This window comes from Variovorax sp. 05N34, from assembly GCF_056397405.1.
Window position 1 is genome coordinate 1 of record NZ_JBFTNI010000021.1, and the last position, 25,031, is coordinate 25,031.

At 64.7% G+C, this 25,031-nt stretch carries 22 protein-coding genes; 6 read left to right on the forward strand and 16 right to left on the reverse strand.

All coding sequences use genetic code 11. The annotated features are described in order from the left end of the window. Window positions 1–190 precede the first annotated feature (190 nt). The 4 genes from glgX to AC1DMA_RS29815 all read left to right on the forward strand — a co-directional run bounded on the left by glgX (window position 191) and on the right by AC1DMA_RS29815 (window position 7,558). The gene (gene glgX / locus AC1DMA_RS29800; protein ID WP_478146435.1) at window positions 191–2,230 is read left to right on the forward strand and encodes a glycogen debranching protein GlgX; all 2,040 of its coding nucleotides are present in this window, start codon (window positions 191–193) and stop codon (window positions 2,228–2,230) included. A gap of 62 nt (window positions 2,231–2,292) precedes the next feature. Further along, window positions 2,293–3,591 carry a glucose-1-phosphate adenylyltransferase gene (glgC, locus tag AC1DMA_RS29805; RefSeq protein WP_478146436.1) on the forward strand — a complete coding sequence of 433 codons (1,299 nt, stop codon included), beginning with the start codon at window positions 2,293–2,295 and terminating at the stop codon, window positions 3,589–3,591. 3 nt (window positions 3,592–3,594) lie between these two features. After that, window positions 3,595–5,055 (forward strand): glycogen synthase GlgA, encoded by a 1,461-nt coding sequence (glgA, locus tag AC1DMA_RS29810; protein WP_478146437.1) that lies wholly within the window; start codon window positions 3,595–3,597, stop codon window positions 5,053–5,055. A 31-nt stretch (window positions 5,056–5,086) separates the two neighbouring features. Beyond that, window positions 5,087–7,558, forward strand: a complete 2,472-nt coding sequence (locus AC1DMA_RS29815) for a glycogen/starch/alpha-glucan phosphorylase (protein WP_478146438.1) — start codon at window positions 5,087–5,089, stop codon at window positions 7,556–7,558. On the opposite strand, the gene AC1DMA_RS29820 is transcribed toward AC1DMA_RS29815, so the two are convergent. The 4 genes from AC1DMA_RS29820 to AC1DMA_RS29835 all read right to left on the reverse strand — a co-directional run bounded on the left by AC1DMA_RS29820 (window position 7,555) and on the right by AC1DMA_RS29835 (window position 10,205). Further along, window positions 7,555–8,019 (reverse strand): ExbD/TolR family protein, encoded by a 465-nt coding sequence (locus AC1DMA_RS29820; protein WP_478146439.1) that lies wholly within the window; start codon window positions 8,017–8,019, stop codon window positions 7,555–7,557. The two genes, AC1DMA_RS29815 and AC1DMA_RS29820, sit on opposite strands and share 4 nt — an antisense overlap. Before the next feature lie 17 nt (window positions 8,020–8,036). After that, window positions 8,037–8,735 carry a MotA/TolQ/ExbB proton channel family protein gene (locus AC1DMA_RS29825; RefSeq protein WP_478146440.1) on the reverse strand — a complete coding sequence of 233 codons (699 nt, stop codon included), beginning with the start codon at window positions 8,733–8,735 and terminating at the stop codon, window positions 8,037–8,039. Window positions 8,736–8,743: 8 nt separating this feature from the next. After that, the gene (gene dapB / locus AC1DMA_RS29830; protein ID WP_478128916.1) at window positions 8,744–9,586 is read right to left on the reverse strand and encodes a 4-hydroxy-tetrahydrodipicolinate reductase; all 843 of its coding nucleotides are present in this window, start codon (window positions 9,584–9,586) and stop codon (window positions 8,744–8,746) included. Between the two features lie 64 nt (window positions 9,587–9,650). Beyond that, the gene (locus AC1DMA_RS29835) at window positions 9,651–10,205 is read right to left on the reverse strand and encodes an outer membrane protein assembly factor BamE (RefSeq protein WP_478146441.1); all 555 of its coding nucleotides are present in this window, start codon (window positions 10,203–10,205) and stop codon (window positions 9,651–9,653) included. A gap of 94 nt (window positions 10,206–10,299) precedes the next feature. On the opposite strand from AC1DMA_RS29835, the gene fur reads away from it, so the two are divergent. Beyond that, window positions 10,300–10,719 (forward strand): ferric iron uptake transcriptional regulator, encoded by a 420-nt coding sequence (fur, locus tag AC1DMA_RS29840; protein ID WP_478128918.1) that lies wholly within the window; start codon window positions 10,300–10,302, stop codon window positions 10,717–10,719. Between the two features lie 262 nt (window positions 10,720–10,981). Here the strand turns inward: fur and hprK are convergent, their stop codons facing one another. From hprK to AC1DMA_RS29860, 4 genes are all read right to left on the reverse strand, one after another. Further along, window positions 10,982–11,938, reverse strand: coding sequence for an HPr(Ser) kinase/phosphatase (gene hprK / locus AC1DMA_RS29845; RefSeq protein WP_478128919.1), 957 nt, complete (start codon window positions 11,936–11,938; stop codon window positions 10,982–10,984). Window positions 11,939–11,966: 28 nt separating this feature from the next. Further along, entirely contained in the window at window positions 11,967–12,434 is a 468-nt protein-coding gene (locus AC1DMA_RS29850; protein ID WP_088958292.1) for a PTS sugar transporter subunit IIA, read from the reverse strand. A 95-nt stretch (window positions 12,435–12,529) separates the two neighbouring features. Next, complete coding sequence (gene hpf / locus AC1DMA_RS29855) at window positions 12,530–12,859, reverse strand: ribosome hibernation-promoting factor, HPF/YfiA family (protein ID WP_068640485.1); 330 nt, start codon at window positions 12,857–12,859, stop codon at window positions 12,530–12,532. 364 nt (window positions 12,860–13,223) lie between these two features. Then, on the reverse strand, window positions 13,224–15,308 hold the full coding sequence (locus AC1DMA_RS29860) for an ATP-dependent helicase (protein ID WP_478146444.1): 2,085 nt from the start codon (window positions 15,306–15,308) through the stop codon (window positions 13,224–13,226). A gap of 256 nt (window positions 15,309–15,564) precedes the next feature. Between AC1DMA_RS29860 and corA the strand changes: the two genes are divergently transcribed. Next, window positions 15,565–16,551, forward strand: coding sequence for a magnesium/cobalt transporter CorA (gene corA, locus AC1DMA_RS29865; protein ID WP_478128920.1), 987 nt, complete (start codon window positions 15,565–15,567; stop codon window positions 16,549–16,551). Here corA and AC1DMA_RS29870 read toward each other — a convergent pair. From AC1DMA_RS29870 to AC1DMA_RS29905, 8 genes are all read right to left on the reverse strand, one after another. Further along, window positions 16,544–17,308, reverse strand: coding sequence for a 5'-methylthioadenosine/adenosylhomocysteine nucleosidase (locus AC1DMA_RS29870; RefSeq protein WP_478128921.1), 765 nt, complete (start codon window positions 17,306–17,308; stop codon window positions 16,544–16,546). The genes corA and AC1DMA_RS29870 overlap by 8 nt on opposite strands. A 4-nt stretch (window positions 17,309–17,312) precedes the next feature. Continuing rightward, window positions 17,313–18,935, reverse strand: coding sequence for an ABC transporter substrate-binding protein (locus AC1DMA_RS29875; RefSeq protein ID WP_478146442.1), 1,623 nt, complete (start codon window positions 18,933–18,935; stop codon window positions 17,313–17,315). A gap of 13 nt (window positions 18,936–18,948) precedes the next feature. Next, window positions 18,949–19,968: a peptide ABC transporter ATP-binding protein gene (locus tag AC1DMA_RS29880; protein WP_478128923.1), complete on the reverse strand. Its 1,020-nt coding sequence runs from the start codon at window positions 19,966–19,968 to the stop codon at window positions 18,949–18,951. Then, entirely contained in the window at window positions 19,965–20,984 is a 1,020-nt protein-coding gene (locus AC1DMA_RS29885) for an ABC transporter ATP-binding protein (protein WP_478128924.1), read from the reverse strand. The genes AC1DMA_RS29880 and AC1DMA_RS29885 overlap by 4 nt, the downstream gene beginning before the upstream one ends. Before the next feature lie 138 nt (window positions 20,985–21,122). Continuing rightward, window positions 21,123–22,022, reverse strand: a complete 900-nt coding sequence (locus AC1DMA_RS29890; protein WP_478128925.1) for an ABC transporter permease subunit — start codon at window positions 22,020–22,022, stop codon at window positions 21,123–21,125. Beyond that, complete coding sequence (locus AC1DMA_RS29895; protein ID WP_478128926.1) at window positions 22,019–23,029, reverse strand: ABC transporter permease subunit; 1,011 nt, start codon at window positions 23,027–23,029, stop codon at window positions 22,019–22,021. The genes AC1DMA_RS29890 and AC1DMA_RS29895 overlap by 4 nt, the downstream gene beginning before the upstream one ends. 64 nt (window positions 23,030–23,093) lie before the next feature. Continuing rightward, window positions 23,094–24,773: a long-chain-fatty-acid--CoA ligase gene (locus AC1DMA_RS29900; RefSeq protein ID WP_478146443.1), complete on the reverse strand. Its 1,680-nt coding sequence runs from the start codon at window positions 24,771–24,773 to the stop codon at window positions 23,094–23,096. A 114-nt stretch (window positions 24,774–24,887) separates the two neighbouring features. Continuing rightward, on the reverse strand, window positions 24,888–25,031 hold a 144-nt coding region (locus tag AC1DMA_RS29905; RefSeq protein ID WP_478146445.1), incomplete at its 5' end, for an NAD(P)(+) transhydrogenase (Re/Si-specific) subunit beta.

Consider the following 25,031-nt stretch of genomic DNA (forward strand, 5'->3'; position numbering starts at 1 on the left):
CGAGTTTGCCGAGTTTGCGCGGACCCCACGAAAAGCGAGCACCGCAGGTTGCCCGTAGCGCAGCGAAGGGACGCCCACAGCAGGGTCGCCTTTTCTTTGCTTACTTTCTTTTGGCGAAGCAAAAGAAAGGAAGTCGCCCGCCGGGGCGAGTCCCGGCCCCCACCCCCAAAACCACCAACACCCCAATCCAATGACCCCAGGCCTCCCTTACCCCTTAGGCGCAACTCCGTCCCCCGCAGGAGTCAACTTCGCCCTCCACGCCCCCCAAGCCACCTCCGTAGACCTCTGCCTCTTCGACCCCACAACCCACCAAGAACAACAACGCCTGAAACTGACAACAAAAACCAACGGCACCTGGCACACCGTCCTCGCCAGCGCCCGCCCCGGCCTCATCTACGGCTACCGAGTCCACGGCCCTTGGTCCCCCCAGGAGGGCCACCGCTTCAACCCCGCCAAGGTACTCCTCGACCCCTATGCCCGCGAGGTCGTCGGCCGCTACGCCGGCGAAGACCAGTTCCTCGGCCACGACCCTTCGAACCCCACCCACCCCGACCCCCGCGACAACGCACTCATAGCCCTCAAAGCCCGAGTCACAGCCCCCCTCCCCCCCGCGCCCACCGACCGCCCCCGCATCCCCGCCCCAGACCGCGTGCTCTACGAATTGCACACACGCGGCCATACCCGGCTGCATCCGGAGGTGCCGCCCGACCTTCGCGGCACCTACGCAGGTCTCGCGCATCCGGCCGTGCTCGACCACCTTCAGCGCCTGGGAGTCACCACCCTCAACCTCATGCCCGTCCAGCACCGAGCCGACGAATCCCGCCTGCTCGCACTCGGGCTGAGCAACTACTGGGGCTACAGCCCCATCGGCTGGTTCGCCCCCGAGACCCGCTACTGGAGCGGCCGCCCCGGAACGAGCCCCGCGAGCGAGTTCCGCGCCATGACGGACGCCGTGCACGCACGCGGCATGGAGGTCGTGATCGACGTGGTCTTCAACCACAGCGGCGAGACCGACGAACTCGGCCCGACCCTGAGCCTGCGCGGCATCGACAACGCGCTCTATTACCACCTGCGGCCGGACAACCCCGCGCTCTACGAGAACTGGACCGGCTGCGGCAACTGCCTGAACCTCGCCGAACCGCGCGTGGTTCAGCTGGTGATGGACAGCCTGCGTCACTGGGTCACGCAGCTGGGCGTGGACGGATTCCGGTTCGATCTCGCGCCGATCCTCGCTCGTCGCAAGGGCGGCGAATTCGATCCTCGCGCGTCGTTTTTTGCCGCTGTCGCCCAAGATCCCGTGTTGGCGCAGGCGCTGCTCATCGCAGAGCCGTGGGATGTCGGCCCGGGCGGCTATCGCCTCGGCGAATTTCCGCCGGGATGGCTGGAATGGAACGATCGCTTTCGCGATGCCCAACGCGGCTTCTGGCTGCACCAGAGCGCGGGCGTCGGTGAATTCGCACGCCGCTTTACCGCGTCGAGCGATGCCTTCCAGCACGACGGCCGAGCGCCCACGGCAACCGTCAATTTCGTCACCGCGCACGATGGCTTCACGCTGCGCGACCTGCTGAGCTACAACGAGCGCCACAACCTCGCCAATGGCGAGAACAACCGCGACGGCCATGGCCACAACCTGAGCCGCAACTGCGGCGTGGAGGGCGATACCGACGACCCCGCCGTCCTCGCCGAACGCAGATGCCTGCAGCGGGTGCTGCTGGCGGCGCTGCTGCTGTCGCAAGGCACACCGATGCTGCTGGCAGGCGACGAACTGGGTCAGACCCAGCGCGGCAACAACAACGCCTACTGCCAGGACAACGAAACGACTTGGCTGGACTGGGACCATGCCGATGCGAGCCTCGGCACCTACGTCTCCCGTCTGCTGGCGCTGCGCCGCGAGGCTGCGCCGCTGCGGCATGCACAGTGGTGGCCAGCCGGTGCCCCGCCAGGTGACACCGCGCTGCGCTGGCTCACCCCCGAAGGCCGCGCCATGGAGACGGCGGACTGGGAGCGCGGCGACCTGCACGCGCTGGCGATCCTCTTCGAAACCCCGGCGCCCGGCGCGCGCTGGCTGGTCCTCGTCAACGCCGAAGCGCACCCAACGCCGTTCCGACTGCCTGCGGGATCGTGGTTTCGCAAGCTGGCCAGCGACGTGGACGCGGAGAGCGCCCACGCGCGACCCCTCGAAAGCTCTGAATCATTGCCGCCCGGCAGCCTCTGGGTCGCAAAAACATAGGAGCCAATCGTGCGCCGGGGTGCTAGTCTGCCTCTCCGGGGAAAATCAAACGGAGGCAAAAGATGGACGACATCGCGCAACCGACATTGCAGGCCCACCAGCTCGTTCGGCGCACCATCGCACTGGTACTCGCAGGCGGCCGGGGATCCAGGCTGAAGCAACTGACCGACCGGCGGGCCAAGCCGGCGGTCTACTTTGGCGGAAAGTTCCGGATCATCGACTTYGCCCTGTCGAACTGCCTGAACTCAGGCATCCGCCGGATGGCGGTGGTGACGCAGTACAAGTCGCACTCGCTGATGCGCCACCTGCAGCGCGGCTGGAGCTTCCTGCGCGCCGAGCTCAACGAGATGGTCGATGTTCTCCCCGCCCAGCAGCGCATGGGCGACGAGCACTGGTACCGCGGCACGGCCGATGCGGTCTATCAAAACCTGGACATCATCCAGACCCGGTCAACGCCGCACGACTACGTCGTCGTGCTCGCCGGCGATCACGTCTACAAGATGGACTACTCGATCATGCTGACGGACCACGTCGCGCACGGGCGCGGCTGCACGGTTGGATGCATCGAGGTTCCGCGCATGGAAGCGGTCGCCTTCGGGGTGATGGCAGTGGATGAGGACCGAAACATCACCGCCTTCCTTGAAAAGCCGGCCGACCCGCCCGCGATGCCGGGCAAGCCGGACGTCGCACTGGCCAGCATGGGCATCTACATCTTCGATTCCGAATATCTCTACAGGCTGCTCGAGGAAGACAGCGTCGATCCCGACTCCGACCACGATTTCGGCAAGGACATCATTCCACGCGCAGTCCAGGAGGGCCGCGCGCTGGCGCATCCTTTCGGCATGTCCTGCGTGACGCGGGCCCGGCGCGGCGCCAACGCCCGGGCCTACTGGCGCGACGTGGGCACGATTGATGCGTTCTGGGCAGCCAATCTCGACCTGGCATCGATCACCCCCGAACTCGACATCTATGACACCGACTGGCCCATCTGGACTTATCAGCGACAGTTGCCGCCAGCCAAGTTCGTGCTCGACCGCGAGGGCAAGCACGGCATGACGGTCAACACGATCGTCTCGGGCGGGTGCATCGTCTCCGGCTCGAAGGTGAGCAGCTCGGTATTGTTCTCGGGCGTTCGGGTGCATTCGTTCTGCGTCATCAATGAAGCGGTGCTGCTGCCGGATGTGCAGGTCGGACAGGGCAGCAGGCTGAACAAGGTCGTCATCGATCGCGGTTGCATCATCCCCGAGCACACGGTGATCGGTGAAGACGCGGACGCCGATGCCGCGCGCTTCGAGCGCACGGAAGGCGGCGTCGTGCTGATCACCCGCGAGATGCTCAAGCGCCTCGGGGCACCGCAATAAGGCATGCGGGTACTTCAAGTCAGTGCCGAACTGTTTCCCCTGCTCAAGACGGGAGGGCTGGCCGACATCGCGGGCGCACTGCCTTTGGCGCTGACGGCTGCGGGGCAGGACGTGCGGGTGCTGCTGCCCGGGTTTCCGGCCATCATCGCCGGCATCGCCGACATGAGCGCTGTGACGGAGTTCGTAGCGCCTTGGGGCGATCGGATGCATCTGCGCTTCGGTCAGATACCGGTCAACGGATCGCCGGGCATTCCCGCCTACGTCATCGATGCGCCCATGCTCTATGACAGGCCCGGCAACCCCTATGAGGATGCGAATCGCCAGCCTTACGGCGACAACCATCGCCGCTTCGCGCTGCTGGGTTGGACGGGCGCGCAGATCGCGCGGGGTCTTGATCCGGACTGGCAGCCGGAGGTGGTGCACGCGCACGACTGGCATGCCGCGCTGGCGCCGACCTATCTGGCTTTTGCGCCGCCGAATGGGCGCGGGCGCGTGGGCAGCGTCTTCACCGTGCACAACCTCGCCTACCAAGGCTTGTTCGCGCCGTGGCATTTGTCGGAGCTGGGTTTGCCGCCAGCCGCGTTCAGCATCAATGGGCTCGAATACCACGGCCAAGTGTCCTTCATGAAGGGCGGGTTGTGCTTTGCCGATCGCATCACGACGGTGAGCCCCACCTACGCTCGCGAAATCCAGACGCCGGAGCAGGGCTTCGGGCTGGACGGCCTTCTGCGGGCGCGATCGGACGTGCTCAGCGGCATCCTCAATGCAGTCGATGACCAGGTCTGGAATCCTGCGACCGACGTGTTGATTCCGCACCGTTTCGACAGCACGCGCATGGCGGGCAAGGCCCGCTGCAAGGCGGCGCTGCAGCAAGAACTGGACCTTGCGGTCGAGCCCGACGCACCGCTCTTCGTGGTGGTGAGCCGGTTGACGGAGCAAAAGGGCCTGCACCTCGTCCTCGCCGGGCTCGACGCGTTGATCGCGCAGGGCGGGCAACTTGCGCTGCTCGGCAGCGGCGATGCCGAACTCGAAGCCGCCTTTCGCCACCGCGCCGCCCATGCACCGAAGAAGATCAGCGTCACGCTGGGCTACAGTGAAGAGCTCGCGCACCGCTTGTTCGGCGCTGGCGACGTAACGCTGGTCCCCTCGCTGTTCGAACCCTGCGGCCTCACGCAGATGTACGGCCTCAAGTACGGTAGTCTTCCGCTGGTGCATCGCGTGGGCGGCCTGGCCGATACAGTGGTCGACACCACGCTCGAGGACATGGCGAGCGGCGAAGCCACGGGCTTCTCGTTCAACGCATTCGATGCAGCGGACTACGCACGCGCCGTCCGCCGCGCCTTCGCTCTTTACCGACGGCCCGCTGACTGGCGCGCCGTTCGCGCCGCTGCCATGAGTCGCCCCGCCGACTGGGGCACCGCCGCAGCGCGCTACCTTCAGGTCTACGCCGAGGCGCTGGCCTGAAGTCCATTCGCGAATCCATACCGTTTTCATCATGACCATTGAAGATTTCAAGTACGACCATCCCGATCGCGACGTCGCCGCCTTCAAGCTGGCGATGGCCAACAAATTGATCTATGCAGTAGGCAAGGACCCCGTTGCCGCGAGCCCCGATGACTGGCTGCATGCCGCCGCTTTCGCGGTGCGCGACCAGCTCGTCGAACGGTGGATGGGCACCACCCGCGCCATTTATGCGCAGCGGCTCAAGCGCGTCTACTACCTGTCAATGGAGTTCCTGATCGGCCGCACGCTGACCAATGCCCTGCTCGCGCTGGAACTGCACGACACCGTGAAGCAGGCCCTGGCGGATTTCGGCGTCGACATTCAGGCGCTCGTCGAACGCGAGCCCGATGCGGCGCTCGGCAACGGCGGCCTCGGGCGCTTGGCCGCCTGTTTTCTCGACTCGATGGCGACGCTGGGCGTGCCGGGCATCGGCTACGGCATCCGCTACGAATACGGGATGTTCCGGCAACGCATCGTCGACGGCCAGCAGGTCGAGACGCCCGACTACTGGCTCACGCGCGGCAATCCCTGGGAGTTCCAGCGACCGGAGGTGACCTATCGCGTTCGATTCGGCGGCCATGTGCAGCGGCGCGAAGGCAAGGGTGCGCCCTATGGCGCGGCCAACTGGGTCGACACCCACGAGGTGCTGGCCGTGGCCTATGACACCATCATTCCCGGCTATGGCACGCAGGCCACGAACACGCTGCGGCTATGGTCGGCGAGGGCGTCGGAGGAGATCGACCTTACGGCCTTCAACCGCGGCAACTACATGCAGGCGGTGGAGAGCAAAAACCGCTCGGAAAATGTCTCCCGCGTGCTCTATCCGGACGACTCCACGCCTTCAGGCCGCGAGCTGCGGCTTCACCAGGAATATTTCTTCGTCAGCGCCAGTGTGCAGGACCTCGTGCGCCGCTATCTGCGCAATCACTCCAGCTTCGACGAACTGCCCGACCAGGTCAGCATCCATCTCAACGACACGCACCCGGTGCTGGCCGTCCCCGAGCTGATGCGGCTGTTGATCGACGAGCACGGCCTGCCCTGGGACACGGCGTGGGCGCACACCCAAAAGGTGTTCAGCTACACCAACCATACGCTGATGCACGAGGCGCTCGAGACATGGCCGGTGGAGATGTTCGGGCGGATTCTTCCGCGCCATCTGCAGATCCTCTTCGACATGAACGCCCGCTTTCTCGCCAGCGTCGCGCAGACGCACGGGCAGGACGCCGAACTGATGCGCCGCTTGTCGCTCATCGACGAAGCGGGCGAGCGCCGCGTGCGCATGGCGTACGTGGCCGTGCTCGCGAGCCATTCGGTCAACGGCGTGTCGGGGCTGCATTCCGAACTCATGAAGCAGTCGATCTTCGCGGACTTCGCCAAGCTGTTTCCCGAGCGCTTCAACAACAAGACCAACGGGGTCACGCCGCGGCGCTGGCTCGCGCAGGCCAACCCGCCCCTGGCGGCGCTGCTCGACACGCGCATCGGCCGTGGCTGGCGGCGCGACCTGACGCAGTTGGAAGTGCTGCGGCCAATGGCCCAGCAACCGGCCTTCATGCGTGCCTTCCGCCATGCCAAGCGCGAGAACAAGCTGCGCTTTGCCAACTGGGTCGACGAGCACCTGCGCATCGACATCGACACGGACGCGATGTTCGACGTGCAGGTCAAGCGCATCCACGAATACAAGCGGCAGCTTCTCAACGTGCTGCACGTGATCACCCGCTATCACCGCATCCTGGATGAGCCGGATGCGGGGCACGTGCCGCGCGTGGTGGTGTTCGCCGGCAAGGCGGCCTCGGCCTATCACATGGCCAAGCTCGTGATCCGGCTCATCAACGATGTCGCGCACACCATCAACAACGACGAGCGCGTGGGCAAGTTGCTGAAGGTGGTGTTCATCCCCAACTACAGCGTGAGCCTGGCCGAACTCATCATGCCAGCGGCGGATCTCTCCGAGCAGATCTCGACGGCCGGCACCGAGGCTTCGGGCACCGGCAACATGAAGTTCGCACTGAACGGCGCGCTGACCATTGGCACGCTCGACGGAGCGAACGTGGAGATGCGCGACAACGTAGGCGCAGACAATTTCTTCATCTTCGGCAAGACCACGCCGCAAGTGGCCGAGATTCGCGCGGGCGGCTACCAGCCGCGAGACATCTACGAGAGCAATCCGGAACTCCAGCGCGTGCTCGACAGCATCCGGGACGGTGCGTTCTCACCCGGCGAGCCGTCGCGCTTCCAGGAGATATTCGACGCGCTCGTGAGCTGGGGCGACCACTATCTGCTGCTGGCCGACTATGCGAGCTACGTCGAGGCACAGGGTAAGGTCGACGCGCTCTATCGAGACGCCGACGCTTGGACGCGCATGGCGATCCTCAACGTAGCCGGGATGGGCGCGTTTTCTTCCGATCGAACGATTGCCCAGTACGCGCACGAGATCTGGAAAACGCGCCCGGTGGTCCTGAGTTAACCGCCGGCCTTGGGTCGAGGTGCTTCGGTGACAAAGCCGATTCGGCTCAAGCCCGCCTTGTTCGCGATGCCCATCAGTTCGACGACCTTCCCGTAAGGCACGGTCTGGTCGGCGCGAAGCTGGACTTCCGTGTCGCGACTGTCGGCGGCGGCTTTCGCGAGCCCGGTGGCCAACTCATCGGGCGTCACGGGCTGATCGTTCAGGAAGACCTTGCCCGCCGCGTCGACCACGAGCGATACGAATTTTGGCGTTTCGTTGGGCTGCCCGGCGTCAGTGCGCGGCAGATCGAGCTTGATCGAACTCGCCATCAGCGGTGCAGTGATGATGAAGATCACCAGGAGCACGAGCATCACGTCGACAAGCGGTGTGACATTGATGTCCGACAGCGGGCGCTGTCCACCGGCGCCCGTCGATCGGCCGCCGGTGGCCGTGCTGCCGAGCGATGTGCGACCGAACGCCATGGTTTATCGCCTCGGATTCACACGGGCATGGGACGAGCTGGCGGCAGCGGTGCTTCGGGCTGCGCAGGTTCGCCCAGCATTCCGAGCAGGTCGTGCGCGAAGCCTTCGAGTTCGGCCTCGATACGCCCGACCAGGCGGCCGAACACGTTGTAGGCCAGCACTGCGGGGATCGCAACCGCCAGGCCGAAGGCAGTCATGATGAGTGCCTCGCCGACGGGCCCGGCCACCTTGTCGATCGTGAAGCCACCTGTCTGGCCGGCAATGCCGACCAAGGCGCGGTAAATGCCCCAGACCGTTCCCAGCAGACCGACGAAGGGCGCCGTGGCGCCCACCGTCGCGAGCAGGATCTGGCCAGCTTGCAGGCGACGCAATGCGCCGTGAAGGGCATCGCGCAGCACGCGCGTGACGCGCTGGCTGCGTTCGACGGTGCCGCCGAGGGTACCTTTGGCAGGACTCATCGCAAGATTGCGGCCCGCACTCACGGCTGGCAGCACCAGCGCCGCGCGGTCGAAGGCCTTGAGGCTCATCTCGGCCTCTTCGAGCGACCTCGCTTGCCAGAACGCAGCGATGCTTCGCAGCACGTCGCGCGTGCCGCCGCGCAGGAGCCAAGCCTTCCAGAGAATCACTACCCAGCTCGAAACCGACATCACCAGCAGGAGTGCCGCCACCGAACGGCTCACGCCGTCGCCGTGAGTAAGCAGTTCCAGAACGCTCATGCCGGCGTTCAGCGCAGACCCAGAACGTCGAACATGTCGAAGAGGCCCGCTCGCTTGTCCGCGAGGAAGCCGACTGCGCGCAGCGCGCCTTGTGCATAGCTTTCGCGGCTGGCCGACTTATGAGAGATCTCGATGCGCTCGCCCGTGCCCGCGAACAGCACGGTGTGGTCGCCGACGATGTCGCCGCCGCGAATGGCCGCGAAGCCGATGGTGGACGGATCGCGCTCGCCCGTGATGCCTTCGCGGCCATAGACGGCGCACGACTTGAGGTCGCGGCCCAGCGCTTCGGCGATGACCTCGCCCATCTTGAGCGCGGTGCCCGAAGGCGCGTCGACCTTGTGCCGATGGTGCGCTTCGATGATTTCGATGTCGTAGCCGGTCGAGAGCGCCTTCGCGGCCATTTCGAGCAGCTTGAACGTGACATTGACGCCGACGCTCATGTTCGGCGCGAACAGGATCGCGATGTCCTTGGCAGCGGCGGCAATCTCGGCCTTTTGCTCGTCGCTGAATCCGGTGGTGCCGATCACCAGCTGCACGCCGAGCTCGCGGCATGCGGCGAGATTCGCCATCGTCCCTTCCGGGCGCGTGAAATCGATCAGGACCTGCGCGTCCTTGAGTCCTGTTCGGAGGTCTGCCACCACCGGCACACCGCTCTTGACGCCCAGGAACGCGCTGGCGTCGGTACCGATCGCGGCGCTGCTTGCAATATCGAGCGCGCCGGCCAACTGGCAGTCCGGCGCCTTTCGGACCGCTTCGATCAGCATGTGGCCCATGCGCCCGGACGCGCCCGCGATAGCGACACGGCGGGCCGTCAAAGAGTTGGGGGATGTGGAGGAGGAAGAGTCAGTCACGCGTTTCGGCCTCGGGAAATGCGGATTCAAAAAAAGCACGCCGGCCCATGAGGCCGGCGCGCGCTCAGCGTGTTTCGAGCGGCGGGTAGGCTGCCGGCAGCGGCGGAGGCGCCGCGGTTTCTCCCCCGGACTGTTTGTCATTGTCCTTGGGGTCGAACTTCTTGAGCTGGTCTTCGGTCGCCTCGAGCGTGGGCGGCGCCTTGGTGCTCCGAGCGCGGGTATCGAGCGTCGCGACGAAATCTTCCTCGCTCGGCATCGGATCGCCCTCGAAGCGCTCGAGCGTGTCGCCGTTGAAGTACAGCGTCAGCCGCCGTTGCTGCGGCTCGACGCCCTGGCGGCGGATCGTGAAGACGTAGTCCCAACGGTTGGCATGGAACACGTCGGACAGAAGGGAGGTGCCGAGGATTTCGCGCACCTGCTGGCGCGACATGCCCGGCTTGAGTGCTGCGACCTGCTCCTTGGAGACGAAATTGCCCTGGACCACTTCGACCTTGTAGGGCGTCATGGCGGTCAGGGCGTCGCGCGTGCTGTTGCCGATGCTGCTGCAAGCGCCGAGGCACAGGCTCATTGCAATGGCGCCAGCGAGCAGCCATTGACGGCGTTGTGGAAAGGCAGACATGGGAAAAGGGTTGGACGATATGATCGAATCATTGTAGCGGTTGCCCCCTCTGGGGCCTTCCCGGAGAGGCCGCAGGGACGGCGCACGAAACACCATGACCAACATCGACGAACTGAAGAACACCGGCCTCAAAGCCACGCTGCCGCGCCTGAAGATTTTGGAGATCTTCCAGAACGGCGGTCAGCGCCACATGACGGCCGAAGACGTGTTCCGAGTCCTGCTCAACGACCATTCCGACATCGGCCTCGCCACGGTTTACCGCGTGCTGACGCAGTTCGAGCAAGCCGGAATCCTGGAACGCAGCCATTTCGAGAGCGGCAAGGCGGTCTACGAACTCAACGAAGGCAAGCACCACGACCACCTGATCTGCACGTCGTGCGGCAAGGTCGAGGAGTTCTATGACGCCGAAATCGAGCGCCGCCAGCAAATGATCTCCAAGGACAAAGGCTGGATCCTCCAGGACCACGCGATGTCCCTCTACGGCCTTTGCGCCGACTGCATAAGCAAGAGGTAGCCCCCCAGGTTGCCCGGCACTGCGTGTCCGGGCGCCCACCCCCCTGAGGGGGGCGCAGTCAGCGGCCCGGCAAAGCCGGTTCCGCGACTGCCCACGAAGGGGCGCGCGCTGCGCGCCGCCGAAGAAGATGCGCTGCGCCTGTCGCGGCCGGCGCAGTCAGGCCCGTTGGTGAAACACCGTGGAACCGGCTTTGCCGGGCCACTGGTGTTGCCCCCGGTCAGGGGGTGGAGAGCGACACGAAGTGCGCGAGCCTGGGGGCGAGCTAATCTTCCCTTGCGCTTTCCATTGCCTTGTGGTGGCGGGCGACGAAGTCGGCATAGGTGTCGATGCCGCGCAGTTGCAGGATGGAGTTGCGTACCGCGGCCTCGACCAGCACGGCGATGTTTCGGCCGGCGACGACCTGGATGATCACCTTGCGGACCGGGATGCCGAGGACGTCCTGCGTCAGCGGTGCGGACGGCATGCGCTCGTAGTCGCGCTCGAAGCTGTCTCGCCGCACGAGGTGAACGATGAGCTTGAGCCGCATCTTTCGGCGCACGGCTGTCTCGCCGAAGATCGCGCGGATGTCCAGGAGGCCGATGCCGCGCACTTCCAGCAGGTTCTGCAACAGTTCCGGGCAGCGGCCTTCCAGCGTGGTCTGGTTGATTCGATAGAGATCGACAGCGTCGTCGGCCACCAGGCCATTGCCGCGAGAAATCAGTTCAAGACCGAGTTCGCTTTTGCCGAGCCCCGATTCGCCCGTGATCATCACGCCCAGGCCCAGGATGTCCATGAAGACGCCGTGCATCGAGGTGCGCTCGGCGAAATGCTTGGACAGGTAAGCGCGCAGCAGGTCGATCACGAAAGCCGACGATTCGCGGGTCGCAAACAGCGGCAGTTGCGCACGTTCGCAGATCGACAGCAGCGCATCCGGCGCGGGCTGCGCGTCGGCAAGCACGAGCATCGGCGGCTCGAGGGTGACGATGCGGGCGATGCGCCGGACGCAATCGTCCGGGGTTCCGCGAGTGAGATAGGCGACCTCGCGGGCACCGAGGATCTGCACGCGATAGGGATGGATGTAGTTGAGATAGCCCACCAGATCGGCGGCTGATTGGGCCCGGCTGATGACATCGGGATCGAACTGGCGCTCCGACGCGCCCAGCCCGGCGAGCCACTCCCATCGGAGCGAACCGCGGAACTCCTCGAACATCGCGTCTGCGCTGATGACGGTCGGCTTCATGGCCCGGCTCGTCCTGCGCGCGCGCGTTTCACGCGACCTGGGCGGATTGCCATCCTGCGATCAAGGCGTGCAGCGCCGCGGCGTCCGTGCTCGACTTGATCTGCTCGCGCAGGTTGGCGTCGCTCAGGAGCTCGGCGATTTCGGAAAGTATTTCGAGGTGTTTCTGCGTTGCCGCTTCGGGCACGAGCAGGAAGATGAGCAAAACCACAGGCTGCTCGTCCGGTGCGTCGAAGCCGATCGGGTTGGCAAGCTGGAACACGGCAGCCATCGGGGACTTGAGCCCCTTGATGCGGCCATGTGGGATGGCGACGCCGTGGCCCAAGCCCGTAGAGCCCAGGCGCTCGCGCGCGAAAAGGCTGTCGGTGATGAGCGCGCGGCCGAGACCATGCAGGTTTTCAAACAGCAGGCCGGCTTCTTCGAAAGCACGTTTCTTGCTGGTGGCGTCGACGCTCACAAGCACTTGAGCGGGCGGCAGGATGGACGCGAGTCGGTTCATGTTGGTGCGGGGCGGGGGCGATTATGCACCCACCCCGCAAAAAGCAAAGGGCCGCTCGGAAGCGGCCCGCAAGAGTATTTGCCCGAAGGGTGGAACTACATCACGCGCTTGGGCGCTTCGTGATGATGATCCTGCAGGCGGTCCTTGTGGCGCACGACCTGCCGGTCGAGTTTGTCGACCAATTCGTCGACCGCGGCGTAGAGATCAGCGTGGCTCGATTCCGCGAACATGTCATTGCCCTTGACGTGAATGTTGCACTCGGCTCGTTGGCGGCGTTCCTTTTCCTTTTGCTTTTCCACCGTGAGGATCACCTTCACATCGACGACCTGGTCGAAGTGCCGGGTGATTCGGTCCAGCTTGCTCGTAACGTAATTGCGCAAGGCGGGGGTGACGTCGAGGTGATGACCGCTGATCGTCAAATTCATGAATGACCTCCTGGATTGACGGTTGGTGAAATAGCCGCGCCCCTTTGTTGGAGAGGCGTAGCCGGGGGGAAATCGGAAGCGCAGTGGGAAGAGAAGAGAGGAGCGAAACGTGAGGGAAGCGTGAGCGAAACGAGGAGTGAAGAGAGAGAAATGCGGGGAAGGTCGGTTCACTATGCCCATGCTGTCATCGAATTGCAATGGCTTTGAAGTCGGACCTGTGGGGGCATGCTTCACGACGTGGAATCGCTATTGATCTGATAGCAGCGAAGGCCCGCAGCACGAGCGTTCGGACTGGGTTCACGAGTTGATCCGGCATGTCAAGGATGACCGGGCGACCCCGCCGGCGAGAGGGCCGTGACGGCTTTCAGCGCCAGGCAGCCCGCATGCGGCTGAGCAGATCGATGGTTGCGGCCGGCGGCGGAACGTGCGGGGCGCGCTCGGGCACTGGCGGCCAGGTCTGCCGTTCGAAGTGCTGCGCGTCGGCCGCGGTGATGAAGCGCGTGCGACCCGCGTACAGGTGCCGGTCGCCGCGCGCCGCCTGCTGAGTGACGTAGAAGCGTTGGGGCACCAGCAGGTGCAGGTGATCACGCGCGCGGGTCATCGCCACGTAGAGCAATCGCCGCTCTTCTTCGAGTTCCTGCGCGCCCTGCGCCACGTCGGCCGGAATGCAGCCGTCGACCACGTTGAGTACGTGGACGGATGTCCACTCCTGGCCCTTCGCCGAATGGATGGTCGACAGGATCAGATAGTCCTCGTCAAGCAGCGGCGGTCCGGGTCTGTCGCTCGTGGCCTCGGGCGGGTCGAGCGTGAGCTCGGTCAGGAAGCGCTCGCGCGATGCGTAGCCGGCGGCCAGTCGGGCAAGTTGTTCCACGTCGCCTCGCCGCAGGCCTGCGTCATCGTGCAGCCGCTCCAGGTGCGGCAAATACCACTCGAGCGCCAGGTCCATGTCGGCCGGCCAGGCGAGTTCGGGCTCGCGCAGCGCTGCATAGATGGCGGCGAAACGCGCCCATTCGTCCTTTGCCGGCGCCGGCGGCACGAACGACTGCACGACCGCTCCCGGATCGGACGCCTCGGCCATCGCGTCGAGCAGGCGCGCCGAAGTGACAGGGCCGATCCCGGGAATCAGCTGCGTGACGCGAAAACCCGCCATGCGTCCGCGCGGGTTCTGTGCAAATCGCAAGACCGCGAGCAGATCCTTGACATGCGCGGCTTCAAGAAACTTGAGACCGCCGTATTTGACGAAAGGAATGTTGCGCCGCGCCAATTCGAGTTCGAGTGCGGCGCTGTGCGTGGACGTGCGAAACAGCACGGCTTGCGATTTCAGCGCCAGGCCGCCTTCCCGGTGCGCAAGCACACGATCGGCCACCCACCGCGCCTGCTCGGCCTCGTCGGGCACCAGCACGAGCTGGGGGCGCCCTGCCGACGGCTTGTCGGTCCAGAGCGTCTTGGCGTGTCTCTCGGCTGCGGCGGCGATGACCGAATTGGACACATCGAGGATGGGCTGCGTCGACCGGTAATTGCGCTCGAGCGTGACGATGCGCGCCGGCTGGCTGAAGTGCTGCGGAAAATCAAGGATGTTGCGCACCGTCGCCCCGCGAAACGAGTAGATCGACTGTGCATCGTCCCCCACCACCGTCACGCCTTTGCCGTCCGGCTTGAGCGACCGCAAGATGGCTGCTTGAAGGAGGTTCGTGTCCTGGTATTCGTCGACCAGCACATGATCGAAGCGCTCGCCGACCTGACGGGCCAGCGCGGGCTCGGCCATCATTTCGGACCAGTAAAGCAGCAGATCGTCGTAGTCGAGCACATGCTGTTGCTGCTTGGCCTCCACATACGCGCCGAAGAGCCGCTTGAGTTCGGCTTCCCATTCGGCACACCAGGGAAACGCCTGCTTGAGCACTTCCGAGAGTGGCGCACAGGTATTGACCGTGCGCGAGTAGATCGAAAGGCAGGTGCCCTTCATCGGAAATCGTCGCGCGGTGGTCGACAGTCCGATGTCGTTGCGCACCAGCCCCATCAGGTCTTCGGCGTCGCCCCGGTCATGGATGGTGAAGTTCTCGTCGAGTCCGATCTGCGTTGCGTACTCGCGCAAGAGCCGCGCACCGATGCCATGGAAGGTGCCCGCCCAGGGCAGCGCTGGCGGCGCGTCGGAAGCCAGCCCGAGCACGCGCACCACCACCTGTCCGGCCCGGCGCGTCATTTCTTGCGCGGCCCGGCGCGAAAACGTCAGCAGCAAAATGCGCTGTGGGTCGGTGCCGCTGGCGATCAGATGCGCCACTCGGTGCGCCAGGGTGCTCGTCTTGCCCGAACCCGCTCCTGCAATCACGAGCAAGGGGCGGGCATCGGGCGGGGCGCTGCCAGTGATGGCTGCGACGCCGTGTTGCACCGCCGCGCGCTGCTCCTCGTTGAGTTGGGCGAGCGCGGCAGCCAGACGCTCTGCCGGCTTCATGGACACCGCGGATACCTTGGAAATGGGTGTGGCAACGCTGTGCATCGCCGCAACTGTACTGGATGTTTATCCAGATGACGACACGATCCTGACAAGGCTGAATGACATAATCGCGGCTCGCTGCAAACCGGAGAAACCACGTGGAAATCGTTCCGTCTCGGCAGCTTTCACTTCCCTCCTGATGCGCCGTGGACGAGGGAACTGAAAGCGCCCCATCCCCTCGCCTCCACCGCCAGACATTCCAGGGAAGTGAGCCATGCTCAATATCTTCACGCTCGCCAACGGCCGCCTCGTCCAAGAAGAGATCGAGGCTCTCGAAGAGCTGTCCAAGTTCCAGCCCATCTGGGTCGATCTCGAATCCCCCACCATCGAAGAGAAGCGATGGATCAAGCAGTATTACGGCTTGTCCATCCCCGAAGATGCGATGGACGACGACATCGAGGAGTCGGCTCGCTTCTATGAAGAAGACAACGGCGAACTGCACATCCGCAGCGACTTCCTGATCGACGATGACGAGAACCCCCGTTCGGTCCGCGTCGCCTTCATCCTCAACCAGCACAACGCCGAACTGCGCAGCCGCGGCGTGCTGTTTTCCATCCACGACGAAGACGTGCCGGTGTTCCGCCTGGTGCGCATGCGCGCGCGCCGAGCGCCGGGTCTGATCGAAGACGCCAAGGAAGTGCTGCTGAAGCTCTTCGATGCCGACGCCGAATACTCCGCCGACACGCTGGAGAACATCTACGACGAGCTGGAGTCCGCCGGCAAGAAGGTGCTGTCCGGCAACGTGAGCGACGAATTGGCCGGCGAGGTGCTCGGCCTCATCGCGCGCCAGGAAGACTTGAACAGCCGCATCCGCCGCAACGTGATGGACACGCGCCGAGCGGTGAGCTTCATGATGCGCAGCCGCATGCTCAACGCCGAGCAGTTCGAAGAGGCGCGGCAGATTCTTCGCGACATCGAATCGCTCGACAGCCACACGGCCTTCCTGTTCGACAAGATCAACTTCCTGATGGATGCGACCGTCGGTTTCATCAACATCAACCAGAACAAGACCATCAAGATCTTCTCGGTCGCAAGCGTGGCGCTGCTGCCGCCAACCTTGATCGCGAGCGTCTACGGCATGAACTTCAAGTTCATGCCCGAGCTCGACCTGAGCTACGGCTACGCCTATGCGATCGTGTTGATGGTCGCCAGCGCGCTGGTCCCCATGTGGTACTTCCGCCGGCGCGGCTGGCTCAAGTAGACCCTTCGGCTGGCAGCGTGGCCAGCCAGGCATCGACCAGCGCGAGGCTGTAGCGGCTTGCCACTGCCGAGACGAAGCGAGTGAAGTCGCCGTGGGCCGCGTCATCAGCGCGATCTGAAATCGTCCGCACCGCCGCGAAAGGCACGCCGAAGTCGTGGCACACCTGCGCGACTGCCGCACCCTCCATCTCCACCGCGAGCGCATCGGGCAGAGCGCGGCGCAATGCGTCGCTTTCGGCGGCGGTCGACACGAACCGGTCGCCGCTCACCAACAGGCCGCGGTGCACTTTCGGCGCCGTCAAGCCGAAGTCCTCAACCACCTTCAGCCCCAGCAATGCCGCCGGATCGCGCAGCACCTCGACAGCCGCGGCGGCGATTGCATCGCTGATGACGGTGTCGGCGGCGAAGCGCGCGTGGCCCGTCAAGGGCACTTCGTACTTCGGAAAGATGGGGGAGGCATCGAGATCGTGCTGGAGGAGCTTGGTGGCAACCACCACATCGCCGACCTCCACGCCCGGAGCGAGGCCGCCCGCGACGCCGGTGAAGACGATCGCCTGCGCGCCGAAGCGCTCCAGCAGCACGGTCGCTGTCGTTGCCGCTGCGACCTTGCCGATGCGCGACAGCACCGCGACGACGGGCTGCCCCCGAAGGTGGCCCACCCAGAAGTCGCGGCCGGCGACGGGAATGCGCTGCTCGTCCGGCATCAATGCGAGCAGCGCCGCCAATTCCTCGTACATCGCCGCGACGACAGCTAGCATGGCGTCATTGTTTGATGTCGACGCCGTAGAAGGTGTGGCGGCCGAAGGGGCTGAGCTTGAAGTCGACGACTTCCTTGCGCACGGGCTTGAGCTGCACGGCATGGGCGATGGTGAACCATGGCGCCTGCTCCTTGAAGATCACCTGCGCCTGCTTGTAGAGCGCCTCACGCTCGGATTGCTTCGGCACATTCTTGGCCTTCACGACCAAGTCTTCATAGGGCTGATAGCAGAACTTGGCGACGTTGCTGCCATTCGATTGCGCGGAAGCGCAGCCCAGCAATGAATAGAGGAAGTTGTCCGGGTCCCCGTTGTCGCCCGTCCATCCGAGCATGCCCATCTGATGTTCGCCGGCCTGCATGCGCTTGCGGTATTCACCCCATTCGAAGGACTTGATCTCGGCCTTGACGCCAACCTTCGCGAGATCGGCCTGCATCAGTTCGGCAATGCGCTTGGCATTCGGGTTGTAGGGCCGCTGCACAGGCATCGCCCACAGATCGGTGGCGAAGCCGTCCGGGTAGCCGGCCTGCGCCAGCAGCTTCTTGGCGGCTTCGGGATCGTACGGGTCGTCCTTGATCGCATCGTTATACGACCACATCGTTGGCGGGATCGGGTTCTTGGCTGCAACGCCCGTCGTGAGATAGACGCCGTCGATGATCGCCTTCTTGTTGATCGCCATGTTGAGCGCCTTGCGCACGCGCACATCGTCGAAAGGCTTCTTCTGCGTGTTGTAGGCAAGGTATCCGATGTTGAGGCCTGCCTGCTCCAGCACCTGCACGTTGGGATCCTTGCGGATCGTGTCGAGATCCGCCGGATTGGGGTAGGGCATGACGTGGCATTCGCCCTTTTGCAGCTTGGCCCAGCGCACCGAGGCGTCGGGCGTGATCGCGAAGATCAGGTCATCGATCTTCGCCTTGCCGGCCCAGTATTGCGGAAAGGCCTTGAATCGGATGATCGCGTCCTTCTGGTACTGCACGAGGTAGAACGGGCCCGTTCCGATCGGGTCCTGGTCGATCTTCTCCGGCGTGCCCGCCTTCAGCATGGCGATCGCGTATTCCTTCGACTGGATGCCGGCATAGGGCATCGCCAGGTTGGCCAGGAAAGGCGCTTCGGGCTTGTTGAGCACGAACTTCACGGTGTAGTCGTCGACGCGATCGACCGACTTCAGCAACTTGGGCATGCCCATGTCGTTGAAGTAGGAGTGGTTCGTGCTGGTGACCTTGTAGAACGGGTCGTCCTCCTTCCACTGGCGCTCGATCATGAAGATGACGTCGTCGGCATTGAAGTCGCGCGTCGGCTTGAAGCTCTTCGACGTGTTGTGCCACTTCACGCCCTTGCGCAGCTTGAAGGTGTATTCGAGGCCATCCGGCGAGATCGTCCAGCTTTCGGCGAGACCGGGGACCACTTTGGTCGTGCCGCGCTCGAACTCGACGAGATTGTTGTAGACCTGCGTGGTGGCGTCGAAGGACGTGCCGGTCGTGTTCACCGCCGCATAGAAGTTCTCGGGGCTGCCTTCGGAGCAAAAAACCAGCGTCTTTGCCGACGCAGCGCCGCAGGCCAGCGCCAGCGCCGCCGGAGCAAGCAGCGCAGCCGCGCGAAGGCGGCGCGAGAGTTTGGAAGTGGGGGACATGAACTCGACTCCTTCAGGTTTGTGGCCGCGCGAACGCGAGCGGGGAATGATCGACACGGCCCTCTGCCGCGCCATCCAGAAACTTCTCTGCGTAGTGACAGGCGACCGCGCGACCGTCGAGCTGCCGCAGCAACGGCCGCTCGATGCGACAGCGCTCGGTGGCGTGCGCGCATCGCGTGTTGAAGACGCATCCCGGCGGCGGCGCCAGCGGCGACGGCAGCTCGCCTTTGAGCACGATGCGCTGTGTGGCGAGCCCCGGCGTGGACGCAAGCAACGCCTGCGTATAGGGATGCAGCGGCCGCGCGAAGATGCGCCCCTTCGGGCCCTGCTCAACGGCGTGGCCGAGGTACATCACCAGCACGTCATGCGCGATGTGACGCACCACGCCGAGGTCATGGGAGATGAAGAGATACGACAGGCCCAGTTCCGCCTGCAGGTCCGCCAGCAGATTCAGCACCTGCGCCTGGATCGAAACGTCGAGCGCGGAAACAGGCTCGTCAGCAACGAGCAATCGCGGATCGAGCATCAGCGCACGCGCGATGGCGATGCGCTGGCGCTGGCCGCCCGAGAACATGTGCGGGTAGCGGTTCGCGTATTCGGGACGCAGCCCGACGCGGGCGAGCATCTCCCGGGCCTTGGCTGCCCGCTGCGCCCTGCCGAGCGTCGTGTTGATGGCGAGCGGGTCTTCGAGAACCGCCGAGATCTTCTTGCGGGGATTGAGCGATCCATAAGGGTTCTGGAACACGAGCTGCACAGCCTGCCGCAGTTCGCGCTTGCGGCTGGCAGGCGGGTTGACGGCGTCCGTGCCGACCAGCGTCAGCGAGCCGGCGGTCGGCTTTTCGATCAATGCGACCATGCGCGCGAGCGTCGACTTGCCGCAGCCCGATTCACCCACGACAGCGAGGGTTCGACCTTTTTCGAGCCTGAACGAAATGTTGCCCACCGCCTGCAGATGCGCAGGCGCATGAAACAGCCCGCGCCGCACGGCATAGACGCGCTGCAGGCCTTGCGCTTCGACCACGACGTCGTTCATCGGACGAACTCCACGACCTGTGCGCCATCTCGCGCACGCGCCGCGTCCCGGTCCGGATCGCCAAGGGGATAGTGGCAACGCACACGGCCGCCCAGCCACTCGCGCAACGCCGGCCGCTCCGCACGGCAATGCGAGGTGGCATAGGCGCAGCGCGGTGCGAAGAGGCAGCCTTGCGGACGGTCGTGCACGCCCGGGACCACGCCCGCAATGGTCGCGAGCCGCCCTTCGCCTGTCGCCCGCTCCGGGAGTGCAGCAAGCAGCGCCGCCGTGTAGGGATGCTGTGGCGCGGGGAAGAGATCCGCCACATCGCGCTCTTCCATCACCTGGCCCGCATACATCACGACCACGCGCTGCGCCATCTCGCTGACCACGCCCATGTTGTGCGTGATGAGCACCAGCCCCATGCCGCGCTCCTTCTGCAGACTGCGCAGCAGGTCGAGGATCTGCGCCTGGATGGTCACGTCCAGCGCGGTGGTCGGCTCGTCGGCGATCAGCAGGCGCGGGTTGCAGGCAATGGCCATCGCGATCATCACCCGCTGGTTCATGCCGCCCGAGAGCTGATGCGGATAGCTGCCCAGGCGCGACGCCGCCGCCGGAATGCCGACCTGTTCGAGCAGACCGATCGCCCGCCTCTTCGCTTCGCGCCTATCCATGTTCAGGTGCAAGCGCAAGGTCTCCATCAGTTGCCAGCCGACAGTGAAACAGGGGTTGAGGCTGGTCGTCGGTTCCTGGAAGATCATCGCGACATCCTTGCCGACCAGCTTGCGCCGCTCTTTGTCGGAGATGCCCAGCAGATCGTGATCTGCAAAGCGCAGGTGCTCCGCACGCACGCGACCCGGCCAGGTGATGAGGCCCATCAGCGCCATCATCGTGACGCTCTTGCCCGAGCCCGATTCGCCGACGATCCCAAGCACTTCCCCCTGTTCGAGGCGCAGGCTCACGCCATCGACGGCGTGCAGCGTGCCACCTTGAGTGGGGAACTCGACATGCAAGTCGCGAATATCAAGCAGCGGCATCAGCGCCCCTCATCGGCAAACTGCCGCGGTCAAATCGGGAAACCCCGCGGAGCCGGCTTTGCCGGGCCGCCGGGGTTGCCCCCGGCCGGGGGTGTCCGAGCCACACAAAGTGGGCGAGGCTGGGGGCGAGCTTCATTCCTAGCGCTTCAGTTTGGGGTCGAGGGCGTCGCGCAAGCCGTCGCCAAGGAGGTTGAAAGCAAGCACCGCCGCAAGGATGGCGAGACCCGGAAAGGTCACGACCCACCACGCGCGCAGCACGAATTCACGCGCGTCGGCCAGCATCGTTCCCCATTCGGGCGAGGGTGGCTGCGCGCCGAGGCCGAGAAAGCCCAGCGCCGCCGCATCGAGGATGGCGGTCGACACGCCGAGCGATGCCTGCACGATCAGCGGCGCGGCGCAGTTCGGCAACACCTCGCGGAACATCAGCCGCAACGTGCCGGCGCCGCTCACGCGCGCGGCAGTCACGTAGTCGCGCGATATCTCGGAGATGACGGCAGCCCGCGTGATGCGCACGTAATGAGGCAGCACGACGATGGCGACGGCGATCATGGCGTTGATCAAGCCGGGGCCGAGGATGGCGACGATCACGATCGCGAGCAGCAGGCTCGGCAGGGTGAGGATCACGTCCATGAACCGCATGATGGCGATCTCGAGCACACCGCGGAAGAAGCCGGCGACAAGGCCCAAGCCGATGCCGACAGCGACGGAGATCGCCACCACGGCAACGCCGATCGACAGCGAAAGGCGCGCGCCGAACATGAGCCTGGAAAGGATGTCGCGGCCGATGGCATCGGTGCCTAGCAGGTGCGTCACCGAGCCGCCCTCCTGCCACGCCGGCGGCCGCAGGAAGGCCGTGCTGTCGGTCTGGTTGGGCGCATGCGGCGCAATCCATGGCGCGAGCAGCGCCACCAGCAGCAGCAGGGCGATCACGCCGAGCCCGATCACCGCACCACGGTTGGCCGAGAACGATCCCCAGAACTCGCGCCATGGACCCGGTGGGGCGCTGGTCTTTTCGACGGGAACAGGAACCGCGCTCATCGTGATTGCCGGATGCGGGGATTGATGAAACCGTAGGCCAGATCGACCAGCACGTTGACCAGCATCACGATCACGCCGAGCAGCAGCATGCCGCCTTGCAGCACCGGATAGTCGCGCCGCCCGATGGCTTCGATCAGCCACTTGCCGACGCCTGGCCACGAGAAGATCGTCTCGGTCAGGATGGCGCCGGTGAACAGCACGCCGACCTGAAGGCCGATCACCGTGACCACCGGGATCAGCGCATTGCGCAGCGCATGCACTCCGACCACGCGCAATGGCGCGAGCCCCTTGGCGCGCGCCGTGCGGATGTAGTCCTCGCCCAGCACTTCGAGCATGGCCGAGCGCGTCATGCGGGCAATCACGGCAAGCGGGTTGGTTCCGAGCACGATCGCCGGCAGGATCAGGTGCTGCACCGCGGACCAGAAAGCGCCCTTGTCATCGGAAAGCAGGGAATCGATCAGCAAGAAGCCAGTGACCGGTTCGATGTAGTACTGCACGGCGATTCGGCCCGACACCGGCGTCCAACCGAGCTGCACCGAAAAGAACAGGATCAGCAGCAGACCCCACCAGAAGATGGGCATCGAATAGCCGGTGAGCGAGGTCGCCATCACGCCATGGTCGAACAGCGAGTTCCGCTTGACCGCCGCGACGATGCCTGCCGGAATGCCGAGCAGCAGCGCGAAAAGCATCGCGCAAAGCGCAAGCTCGACCGTGGCAGGGAACAGCGCCAGGAACTCGTTCATCACCGGCTCCTGCGTGATGATCGACTTGCCCAGGTCGCCGTGAAGCACACGGCCGATGTAGATGCCGTACTGCGTGAAAAGCGGCTTGTCGAGCCCGTATTCCTTGAGCAGCACGGCGTGCCGAGCGGGATCGATGCCGCGCTCTCCCGCCAGCGTCTCGATCGGGTCGCCCGGCACCAGCCGGATCAGGAAAAAGGCGAGCAGGGTCATGCCGATGAAGGTCGGCACCAGCAGGCTCGCCCGGGTGAGGATGAATCGGAACATTCATCCCCAATATGCAAGAGCGATGCCGGCTCGCGTCCCCGGCGGAACCCTTACTGCCTTACTGTTACTTCTTGACGTCGCGCAACTCGCGGCGAAGGATCTTGCCCACCGGAGTCTTCGGCAGATCGGTGCGGAATTCGATGACGCGCGGCTGCTTGTAGCCGGTCAGGTTGGCGCGGCAGAACTCGCGCACCGCCGCCTCGGTCAGATTCGGGTCCTTCTTGACGATGACGAGCTTGACGGCCTCGCCGGTCTTCTCGTCGGCAATGCCCACCGCCGCGCATTCGAGCACACCCGGAATTTGCGCCACCACGTCCTCGATCTCGTTCGGGTAGACGTTGAAGCCCGACACCAGGATCATGTCCTTCTTGCGATCGACAATCTTGAAGTAGCCGCGCTCATCGGCCACACCGATATCGCCGGTCTTGAAATAGCCGTCGGGGGTCATGACCTTCGCGGTTTCGTCCGGCCGCTGCCAATAGCCGGCCATCACCTGCGGTCCCTTGACCGCGACTTCACCCGCGCTGCCCAGCGGCACGTCGTTGCCGTCGTCGTCGATCAATTTGACGTAGGTGCTCGGCAGCGGCACGCCGATGGTGCCGGTGTAGGTGGTGCTCGTCGTCGGGTTGCAGGTGACCGATGGCGACGTTTCGGAAAGGCCGTAGCCCTCGCAGATCGGGCAACCGGTCTTCTCGAGCCACAGCTTGGCCACGGCACCCTGAACAGCCATGCCGCCTCCGACCGAGACCTTCAGGTTCTTCCAGTTGACGGTGTTGAAGTCGGGGTGGTTCGCCAGTCCGTTGAACAGCGTGTTAACCGCCGGAAAGCTATGGAAGGTGTGCTTGGAGAGCTCTTTCAGCACGCCTGCGAGGTCGCGCGGATTCGGAATCAGGATCAGCTTTCCGCCCGTTCGCATGCTCAGCATCATGTTCACCGTGAAAGCGAAGATGTGATAGAGCGGCAATGCGCAAACGCTGGTCGGCTGCTCGTGGGCCGGCACCTTCTGCATCACGGGATCGTTCCATGCTTCGGACTGGATCACGTTGGCGATGACGTTGCGATGCAACAGCACCGCGCCTTTCGAGACGCCCGTGGTGCCGCCCGTGTATTGCAGCACCGCGACGTCGTCCGGCCCGATGGCCGAGGGCTGCACCGTGCGCGTCGCGCCCTTTTCGAGCGCGTCGTTGAAGCGCACCGCGCCCGGCAGGCTGAACGCCGGGACCATTTTCTTGACGCTGCGCACGACGTAGTTGACGATCGCGCCCTTGAGAAAACCGAGGCGGTCGCCCATCGACGCCAGCACGATGTGCTTGATCGGCGTGTTCGCCAGGCACTGCTGCAGCGTCGTGCCAAAGTTCTCCATCAGCACGATGGCCTTCGAGCCGGAGTCCTTGAGTTGATGCTCCAGTTCGCGGGGCGTGTAGAGCGGGTTGACGTTGACCAGGATCAGTCCCGCGCGCAGCAGCCCCGCCACGGCGATCGGATACTGCGGGCAATTGGGCATCATGACGGCCACGCGGTCGCCCTTGGCGAGGCCGAGGCTCTGCAGGTAACCGGCAAAAGCGCGGCTTTGGCGGTCGATGTCGGCGTAGCTCACGTCCTTGCCCATGAARCTGTAGGCGGTGCGGTCGGCGAACTTGGTGAAGCTCTCCTCCATCAGCGCAACGAGCGATCGGTAGCCAGAGGCATCGATGTCGGCAGGCACGCCTTGCGGGTAGCTTCCGAGCCAGGGACGATCAGTCACAGTGAGTCTCCTCAAGCGAAATTCTTGGTTTGGAAAAAACGCGGCGAGACCGTGTCGCCACGGTCTCGCGTTGTGCCGGCGGGGCGATGATCGCCGAACGTCTGCAGCGGCTCTCTACTCGATCGCCTTGGCCATGTCCTCGACCACCTTCTTGGCGTCGCCGAACACCATCATGGTCTTGTCCATGTAGAACAACTCGTTGTCCAGGCCTGCATAGCCCGCGGCCATGCTGCGCTTGTTCACGATCACTGTCTTGGC

Excerpts from the sequence above, each read along its gene's own strand:
- glgX (WP_478146435.1), top strand. The coding sequence starts at position 191 with ATGACCCCAGGCCTCCCTTACCCCTTAGGCGCAACTCCGTCCCCCGCA.
- glgA (WP_478146437.1), top strand. The coding sequence starts at position 3,595 with ATGCGGGTACTTCAAGTCAGTGCCGAACTGTTTCCCCTGCTCAAGACG.
- AC1DMA_RS29815 (WP_478146438.1), top strand. The coding sequence starts at position 5,087 with ATGACCATTGAAGATTTCAAGTACGACCATCCCGATCGCGACGTCGCC.
- AC1DMA_RS29820 (WP_478146439.1), bottom strand. The coding sequence starts at position 8,019 with ATGGCGTTCGGTCGCACATCGCTCGGCAGCACGGCCACCGGCGGCCGA.
- AC1DMA_RS29825 (WP_478146440.1), bottom strand. The coding sequence starts at position 8,735 with ATGAGCGTTCTGGAACTGCTTACTCACGGCGACGGCGTGAGCCGTTCG.
- AC1DMA_RS29835 (WP_478146441.1), bottom strand. The coding sequence starts at position 10,205 with ATGTCTGCCTTTCCACAACGCCGTCAATGGCTGCTCGCTGGCGCCATT.
- fur (WP_478128918.1), top strand. The coding sequence starts at position 10,300 with ATGACCAACATCGACGAACTGAAGAACACCGGCCTCAAAGCCACGCTG.
- hprK (WP_478128919.1), bottom strand. The coding sequence starts at position 11,938 with ATGAAGCCGACCGTCATCAGCGCAGACGCGATGTTCGAGGAGTTCCGC.
- AC1DMA_RS29850 (WP_088958292.1), bottom strand. The coding sequence starts at position 12,434 with ATGAACCGACTCGCGTCCATCCTGCCGCCCGCTCAAGTGCTTGTGAGC.
- hpf (WP_068640485.1), bottom strand. The coding sequence starts at position 12,859 with ATGAATTTGACGATCAGCGGTCATCACCTCGACGTCACCCCCGCCTTG.
- AC1DMA_RS29860 (WP_478146444.1), bottom strand. The coding sequence starts at position 15,308 with ATGAAGCCGGCAGAGCGTCTGGCTGCCGCGCTCGCCCAACTCAACGAG.
- corA (WP_478128920.1), top strand. The coding sequence starts at position 15,565 with ATGCTCAATATCTTCACGCTCGCCAACGGCCGCCTCGTCCAAGAAGAG.
- AC1DMA_RS29870 (WP_478128921.1), bottom strand. The coding sequence starts at position 17,308 with ATGCTAGCTGTCGTCGCGGCGATGTACGAGGAATTGGCGGCGCTGCTC.
- AC1DMA_RS29875 (WP_478146442.1), bottom strand. The coding sequence starts at position 18,935 with ATGTCCCCCACTTCCAAACTCTCGCGCCGCCTTCGCGCGGCTGCGCTG.
- AC1DMA_RS29880 (WP_478128923.1), bottom strand. The coding sequence starts at position 19,968 with ATGAACGACGTCGTGGTCGAAGCGCAAGGCCTGCAGCGCGTCTATGCC.
- AC1DMA_RS29885 (WP_478128924.1), bottom strand. The coding sequence starts at position 20,984 with ATGCCGCTGCTTGATATTCGCGACTTGCATGTCGAGTTCCCCACTCAA.
- AC1DMA_RS29890 (WP_478128925.1), bottom strand. The coding sequence starts at position 22,022 with ATGAGCGCGGTTCCTGTTCCCGTCGAAAAGACCAGCGCCCCACCGGGT.
- AC1DMA_RS29895 (WP_478128926.1), bottom strand. The coding sequence starts at position 23,029 with ATGTTCCGATTCATCCTCACCCGGGCGAGCCTGCTGGTGCCGACCTTC.